Origin of the sequence: Bacillus sp. JJ1764 (genome assembly GCF_036962145.1) — a bacterium.
Lineage (GTDB): Bacteria > Bacillota > Bacilli > Bacillales > Cytobacillaceae > Neobacillus.
Map to the genome: position 1 here is coordinate 55752 of NZ_JBALNY010000110.1, position 7940 is coordinate 63691.

Genomic DNA, 7940 nt, shown 5'->3' on the forward strand with positions numbered 1-7940 from the left:
CTGTCCACATGTGGATAGGCTGTGTTTCCATTGAAATTGCAGTTATCCACATACTAACAAGCCCTACTAGTACTTCTATTATTTTTTTAAAAAATATTATTATATGCTAACGCATTTAAAAATATGTATTTAACGGAGGAACTAATCATGAAATTTATTATCCAACGGGACCGTCTGGTACAAAGTGTCCAGGATGTTATGAAGGCAGTTACATCAAGAACAACCATACCCATCTTAACAGGAATAAAAATTACAACTACGGCAGAAGGAGTAACCTTAACAGGAAGTGATTCTGATATTTCAATTGAATCCTTTATCCCAAAAGAGGAATCTGGTGATGAAATTGTTGAAATCAAACAAACAGGAGCAATTGTCCTTCAAGCGAGATTTTTCAGTGAAATCGTAAAAAAACTTCCTACAGACTCTGTTGAGATTGAAGTATTAGGTTCCTTGCAAACCGTTATTCGTTCAGGGAAGTCTGAATTTAACTTGATTGGTCTTGATGCGGAAGAGTACCCTCACCTACCGCAAATTGAGGAGAAAAATAAATTTCATATTGCCACTGATCTATTAAAGGCGATGATCCGACAAACACATTTTGCTGTGTCCACGTCAGAAACACGCCCCATCTTGACAGGTGTAAACTGGAAGGTTGAAAACGGGGAATTGACCTGTATTGCAACAGATAGCCATCGTCTTGCACTTCGAAAAGCGAAAATTGAAACAGAAAATAATGAGAGTTACAATGTTGTCATTCCTGGAAAAAGCTTAAATGAACTAAGCAAAATTATTGATGATTCGAATGAATCAGTAGATATCGTTATTACTGAAAATCAAATCTTATTTAAGGCTAAGCATTTGCTATTTTTCTCAAGATTATTAGAAGGCAATTATCCAGATACATCTAGACTAATTCCGAATGAGAGCAAAACCGATGTGACAGTAAATACGAAGGAATTCCTTCAAGCTATCGATCGTGCTTCCCTTCTGGCTCGCGAAGGCAGAAATAATGTTGTAAAGCTCTCGACTGTTGAAAATGGAATTATTGAAATTTCCTCAAACACTCCTGAAATCGGTAAAGTAGTTGAGGAAATTCAAAGTGAATCCATTGAAGGTGAAGAATTAAAAATTTCCTTTAGTGCAAAATACATGATGGATGCCTTAAAAGCTTTGGAAGGAACGGATATTAGAGTTAGTTTTACTGGAGCTATGCGACCATTCTTAATCCGCCCACTTCATGATGAAACCATTTTGCAGCTTATTTTGCCTGTAAGGACTTACTAAATAGTTAATACTAGAGATGCCACCTTTTTTATGGTGGCTTTCTTTACATTTTTTGTATAACAGAGATTTTTTGAGATTCCTTTGTAACCTAATCAAATATTTAGTAAAATAAAGTATTGAGACCATTTAAAGAACGAAGGTGACACAGATGGCTGAGAAAATAAGGCTAGATACGGAATTTATTACTTTAGGGCAATTTTTAAAGCTGGCAGATGTCATTCAAACTGGCGGCATGGCAAAGTGGTTTTTGGGTGAACATGAAGTATTTATTAATGGTGAACAAGACCAAAGAAGAGGGAGAAAACTTCGGGCCGGCGATCATGTTAAAATACCGGGATTTGGGGAGTTTACCATTACAGAGTAACTAAAGGACGACGTTTACATGTATATTGAAAAATTGGCACTAAAAAATTATCGGAATTATGAAGATTTGTCCATTGAATTTGAAAATAAGGTAAATGTCATCTTAGGTGAAAATGCCCAAGGCAAAACCAATGTCATGGAGTCAATCTATGTTTTAGCCATGGCAAAATCCCACCGAACATCAAATGATAAAGATCTTATTCGCTGGGATCAAGATTATGCTAAAATAGAAGGTAGGGTACAAAAACAGCATAGTTCATTGCCGTTGCAATTAGTGATTTCAAAAAAGGGTAAAAAAGCACGGCTTAATCATATTGAGCAGCAAAAATTAAGTCAATACGTTGGAAATATGAACGTGGTCATGTTTGCGCCTGAGGATCTCACCTTGGTAAAAGGTAGTCCTCAGGTTCGACGACGTTTTATTGATATGGAAATCGGACAGATTTCCCCTATTTATCTACACGAGATAAGCCAATATCAAAAGATTCTTCAGCAGCGTAATCATTATCTAAAAATGATGCAGGTTAAAAAACAAACAAATGAGACCATGCTTGAAATATTAACAGATCAATTTATTCAAATGGCTGTACGGATTGTAGTGAAACGATTTGAATTCCTTCATTTGCTGGAGCAATGGGCAAAACCCATCCATCATGGAATTTCACGAGGACTTGAAAAACTTGAAATTCATTACAAACCCTCCGTTGAGGTATTAGAAGAACAAGATTTGTCGAAAATGGTTAATAGCTTTGAGGAAAAGTTCGGAAAGGTTCGAACACGAGAAAAAGAGCGAGGGACCACCTTATTTGGACCACATCGTGATGACTTACTATTTTTTGTGAATGACAGAGATGTTCAAACATTTGGATCTCAGGGGCAGCAACGGACAACGGCCCTGTCAGTGAAATTAGCGGAAATAGAATTAATTCACTCTGAAATTGGTGAGTATCCAATATTGCTACTAGATGACGTGCTATCGGAATTAGATGATTATCGCCAATCACATTTGCTAAACACCATTCAAGGAAAGGTTCAAACCTTTGTCACGACTACCAGTGTGGATGGAATTGATCATCAGACATTAAAAGAGGCATCAACCTTTGAAGTTCAGTCTGGTACTATCAAGCAAGTTGATTGAGGTGGAGTATGTATATTCATATCGGGGAAGATCTCAATATTAGAGCGGCAGATATTATTACTATTTTAGATAAAGATAGTGTCAATCAATCAGATATGACCGCAGAATTTTTATCCCATCACAAAGAAAAAGTCATTAACCTATCAAAAGGGCCCTTTAAATCAGTTGTAATTACGTTTGACAAAATCTATTTATCCCCCATTGCTTCTGTTACATTAAAGAAACGTTCAAACCATATACAAGAAATTATATTATAAATTTTATTGTTTTATTTTGGCAGAAAGTGCAGGTGAATCTAGTGACAATGGATCAAAAATCAGTTCAAGAACAGGAATATGATGCCAGTCAGATTCAAGTATTAGAAGGACTTGAAGCGGTTCGAAAAAGACCGGGGATGTATATTGGGTCAACCAGCGGCAGAGGTCTGCATCATCTTGTTTGGGAAATTGTAGATAACAGTATTGACGAAGCGCTTGCGGGCTTCTGTTCAGAAATCAATGTCATCATCGAGGAAGATAATAGTATTACCGTAAAAGATAATGGACGTGGAATTCCAGTAGATATTCAAGAAAAAATGGGCAGACCTGCGGTAGAGGTCATTATGACAGTTCTCCATGCAGGAGGGAAATTTGGCGGCGGAGGCTATAAAGTTTCCGGTGGATTGCACGGTGTAGGTGCTTCTGTTGTAAACGCCCTTTCCACCTATTTAGAGGTTTTTGTTCATCGTGATGGTCATGTTTATTATCAAAAGTATGAACGAGGAGTACCAGTAGCTGACTTAAAAATAATTGGCGACACAGATACAACTGGTACGATCACTCATTTCCAACCTGATGGGGAAATTTTTACGGAAACGTTAGTATATGAATTTGATATTCTTGCCACCCGCCTACGTGAACTTGCCTTCCTTAACCGTGGCATTAAGATCACGATTGAAGATAAGCGTGTAGAAAATAAACGGAATGAATATCATTACGAAGGCGGTATTAAATCATATGTAGAGCATTTAAACCGTACCAAGGAAGTTATTCATGAAGAACCAATTGATATCGAAGGTGAACGGGATGGGATTAGCGTAGAAGTTGCTATTCAATATAACGAAGGTTATACGGAAAATATCTATTCTTTCGCTAACAATATTCATACCTATGAGGGTGGAACCCATGAATCAGGTTTTAAAACAGCGTTGACTCGAGTTATTAATGACTATGCAAGAAAAAATAGTCTTATAAAGGAAAATGAAACGAATCTTTCCGGAGAAGACGTCCGAGAAGGAATAACCGCTATTGTTTCGATTAAGCACCCTGATCCGCAATTTGAAGGGCAAACTAAAACAAAACTCGGAAACTCTGAAGTAAGAGCGATCACCGATACAGTTTTTGCGAATCATTTTGAGAAGTTTTTATTAGAAAATCCTACAGTTGCCAGGAAAATTGTTGATAAAGGCTTAATGGCAGCGAGAGCAAGACTTGCAGCAAAGAAGGCAAGGGAGTTAACTCGACGTAAAAGTGCTTTAGAGGTATCAAGTTTGCCTGGGAAATTAGCAGATTGTTCCTCAAGGGACCCAATAGAAAGTGAGTTGTACATTGTTGAGGGTGATTCAGCAGGTGGATCAGCCAAACAAGGCCGTGACAGGCACTTCCAAGCGATTTTACCGTTACGTGGAAAAATTTTAAACGTAGAAAAGGCGCGCCTTGACAGGATTCTTTCCAACAATGAGGTTAGAGCTATGATCACGGCAATTGGAACAGGTATAGGTGAGGATTTTGATATCGCGAAAGCACGTTACCATAAAGTTGTCATTATGACTGATGCTGATGTTGACGGTGCTCATATTCGTACTTTACTTTTAACCTTCTTCTATCGTTATATGAGGAAAATACTGGAGGTTGGATATGTGTATATTGCCCAGCCGCCATTGTACAAGGTGCAACAGGGTAAGCGGATTGAATACGCCTATAATGATAAGGAATTGGAACGTATTTTTGCAGAGCTTCCAGCCCAACCGAAGCCTAATATTCAGCGTTATAAAGGTTTAGGAGAGATGAATCCTGAACAATTATGGGAAACAACCATGGATCCGGCGACTCGGACAATGCTTCAGGTCAGTTTAGAAGATGCAATCGAAGCGGATGAAACCTTTGAGATGTTGATGGGAGATAAAGTTGAACCGCGCCGTAATTTCATTGAAGCAAATGCGCAATATGTTAAGAATTTAGATATATAACCAAGAAAAGCATAGATGCCTGGTAACTGAAATAAGACAAATAGAAAAATTTGATATATATAAGGGTAGAGGTTAGACCGCTATCCTCCTTTTTCTTTATACCCAGATAGCCGGGTGTGTAGAATGACACACCCTCATAGGAGGTACCAAGTATGGGTGAAACACCAAATTCCCAAATTAAAGAGATAAATATAAGTCAGGAAATGAAAACTTCCTTTCTTGACTATGCAATGAGTGTTATCGTTTCACGTGCCCTTCCCGATGTTCGGGATGGATTGAAGCCAGTTCACCGCCGTATTTTATATGCTATGCATGATCTAGGAATTCATGCGGACAAACCATATAAAAAATCGGCTCGTATTGTCGGAGACGTTATTGGTAAATATCACCCGCACGGTGATTCTGCTGTTTACGAAACGATGGTCCGGATGGCACAGGACTTCAACTACCGTTATATGCTCGTTGATGGACATGGAAACTTTGGTTCTGTAGATGGAGACTCCGCTGCAGCAATGCGTTACACAGAATCAAGAATGTCCAAAATTTCAATGGAATTATTAAGAGATATTAACAAGGATACCATTGATTATCAAGACAACTATGACGGGGAGGAAAGAGAACCGGTTGTTCTCCCAGCTCGTTTCCCTAACTTATTAGTCAACGGAACAACTGGTATTGCCGTAGGGATGGCAACAAATATTCCACCACATCAGCTTGGAGAAGTTATTGATGGAGTCCTAGCTATTAGCCACGATCCTGAAATGACTACTCAAGAGCTTATGGAAATCATCCCTGGTCCTGATTTCCCAACAGGCGGAATGATCCTGGGCAGGAGCGGAATTCGTAAAGCTTATGAAACAGGAAGAGGTTCAATCACCATAAGAGCTAAAGTAGAGATTGAACAAAAGAGCAATGGTAAAGAAGTCATTATCGTCAAAGAAATTCCTTATCAAGTAAATAAAGCAAGATTAGTTGAAAGAATAGCTGAATTAGCGCGCGAGAAAAAACTTGAGGGTATTACCGACTTAAGAGATGAATCCGACCGCAGAGGAATGAGGATCGTAATTGAGGTACGTAAAGATGCCAATGCCAATGTACTCTTAAATAATTTATACAAACACACAGCACTTCAAACAAGTTTTGGTATTAACACATTGGCCCTAGTTAACGGCCAGCCGAAGGTGTTAGGCCTTAAGCAGTGCTTACAACATTATCTTGACCATCAAAAGGTAGTCATTCGACGCCGTACAGAATTTGAATTACGTAAAGCAGAGGCAAGAGCCCATATTTTAGAGGGCTTGCGTATCGCACTTGATCACTTAGATGAAGTTATTACCCTAATCCGAAACTCGCAAACAACGGATATTGCCCGTGAAGGGTTAATGACACAGTTTAGCCTTTCAGAAAAACAAGCACAGGCAATCTTGGACATGCGTCTACAACGGTTAACTGGATTAGAGCGAGAAAAAATTGAAGGCGAATACCAAGATCTTGTGAAGTTAATTGCTGAATTAAAAGCAATTTTAGCTGATGAAGAAAAGGTTCTAGAAATTATCCGTGCGGAATTACTGGAAATCAAAGAACGCTTCAACGATACTCGTCGCACTGATATAGTAATGGGCGGACTTGAAAATATTGAAGATGAGGATTTAATCCCACGTGAAAATATTGTTATTTCCCTTACCCATAATGGATACATCAAGCGTCTGCCAGTTTCTACTTATCGTGCACAAAGACGCGGTGGACGTGGCATTCAAGGAATGGGAACAAATGAGGATGACTTTGTCGAGCATTTAATCACCACCTCAACCCATGATACTATTTTGTTCTTTACCAATAAGGGCAAGGTCTATCGTTCCAAAGGATATGAAATTCCAGAATTCAGCCGGACGGCTAAGGGAATTCCAATCATCAATCTTTTAGGAATTGAAAAAGGAGAATGGGTCAACGCAATCATTCCTGTAGAGGAATTCGTCGATGATTGGTTCTTATTCTTCACAACAAAGGAAGGGATCTCTAAGCGATCCCCGTTAACTTCATTCGCCAATATTCGTAACAATGGTTTAATTGCTTTAAGTTTAAGAGAAGGCGATGAATTGATCTCCGTTCGTTTAACAGATGGGGATAAACATATTATTATCGGAACTCAAAATGGTATGCTGATCCGTTTCCCTGAAACAGATGTACGTTCAATGGGACGTACAGCAACAGGGGTAAAAGGAATTACACTTGATGAAGATGATGCTGTCGTTGGAATGGAAGTACTTGAGGAAGATAACGATGTCCTCATTGTAACGAAAAATGGCTATGGAAAACGAACCGCAGCAGCTGAATACCGAATTCAGGGCAGAGGCGGTAAAGGAATTAGAACATGCCACATTACAGATAAAAATGGACAGCTAGTTTCAATGAGAGCTGTAACTGGTGAAGAAGATATAATGTTGATTACTACGGGCGGAGTTCTAATTCGGACAGAAGTTGCCGGCATTTCAAAAATGGGCCGAAACACACAAGGTGTCAAGCTAATCAGCCTCGGCGTCAGCGAAAATGAATATGTCGCAACGGCTGCGATGGTAGAAAAAGAGGAAGAATCTGAGGAAGAAATCGACGGAACAGAAGCTGAATTGGAAAATTCAGCTGAAGAGGTTCAAGAAGACACTTCAGAAAACGAAGAATAAGAATATGATAAAGGAGCACCTTTGGGGTGTTCCTTTATTTTGTAGAGCATCTACTAGGTCCCGTGTGTTTATTCATTCTGGTAGGTAAACTAAACTCACCACTAAGGAAACGGAATTCTGTAGCATTTAATTAAAATGCTTTTTTCTATATTTAAAGTAAAAATATCAAAAAGAGTGTTGACTTATTAAAACACAGGTGGTATATTAATAAAGTCGCCTCTGAGCGAAGGGAAAAATTGATCTTTGAAAA

The 7940-nt window shown here is 38.8% G+C and carries 6 protein-coding genes; all 6 read left to right on the top strand.

Going from position 1 to position 7940, the window contains the following annotated elements; genetic code table 11:
* Positions 1-147 precede the first annotated feature (147 nt).
* The 6 genes from dnaN (at position 148) to gyrA (ending at position 7690) form a co-directional block, all read left to right on the top strand.
* Complete coding sequence (gene dnaN, locus V7083_RS15715) at positions 148-1284, top strand: DNA polymerase III subunit beta (RefSeq protein WP_335479477.1); 1137 nt, start codon at positions 148-150, stop codon at positions 1282-1284.
* A 148-nt stretch (positions 1285-1432) separates the two neighbouring features.
* Positions 1433-1648 carry a S4 domain-containing protein YaaA gene (gene yaaA, locus V7083_RS15720; RefSeq protein ID WP_335479479.1) on the top strand — a complete coding sequence of 72 codons (216 nt, stop codon included), beginning with the start codon at positions 1433-1435 and terminating at the stop codon, positions 1646-1648.
* Positions 1649-1666: 18 nt separating this feature from the next.
* A complete protein-coding gene (gene recF / locus V7083_RS15725; RefSeq protein WP_335479481.1) occupies positions 1667-2785 on the top strand; it encodes a DNA replication/repair protein RecF in 1119 nt (372 codons plus the stop codon).
* A gap of 8 nt (positions 2786-2793) precedes the next feature.
* Complete coding sequence (gene remB, locus V7083_RS15730; RefSeq protein ID WP_335479484.1) at positions 2794-3042, top strand: extracellular matrix regulator RemB; 249 nt, start codon at positions 2794-2796, stop codon at positions 3040-3042.
* A gap of 47 nt (positions 3043-3089) precedes the next feature.
* Entirely contained in the window at positions 3090-5012 is a 1923-nt protein-coding gene (gene gyrB, locus V7083_RS15735) for a DNA topoisomerase (ATP-hydrolyzing) subunit B (RefSeq protein ID WP_335479488.1), read from the top strand.
* A gap of 152 nt (positions 5013-5164) precedes the next feature.
* Positions 5165-7690, top strand: coding sequence for a DNA gyrase subunit A (gene gyrA / locus V7083_RS15740; protein ID WP_335479491.1), 2526 nt, complete (start codon positions 5165-5167; stop codon positions 7688-7690).
* Positions 7691-7940: the final 250 nt, after the last annotated feature.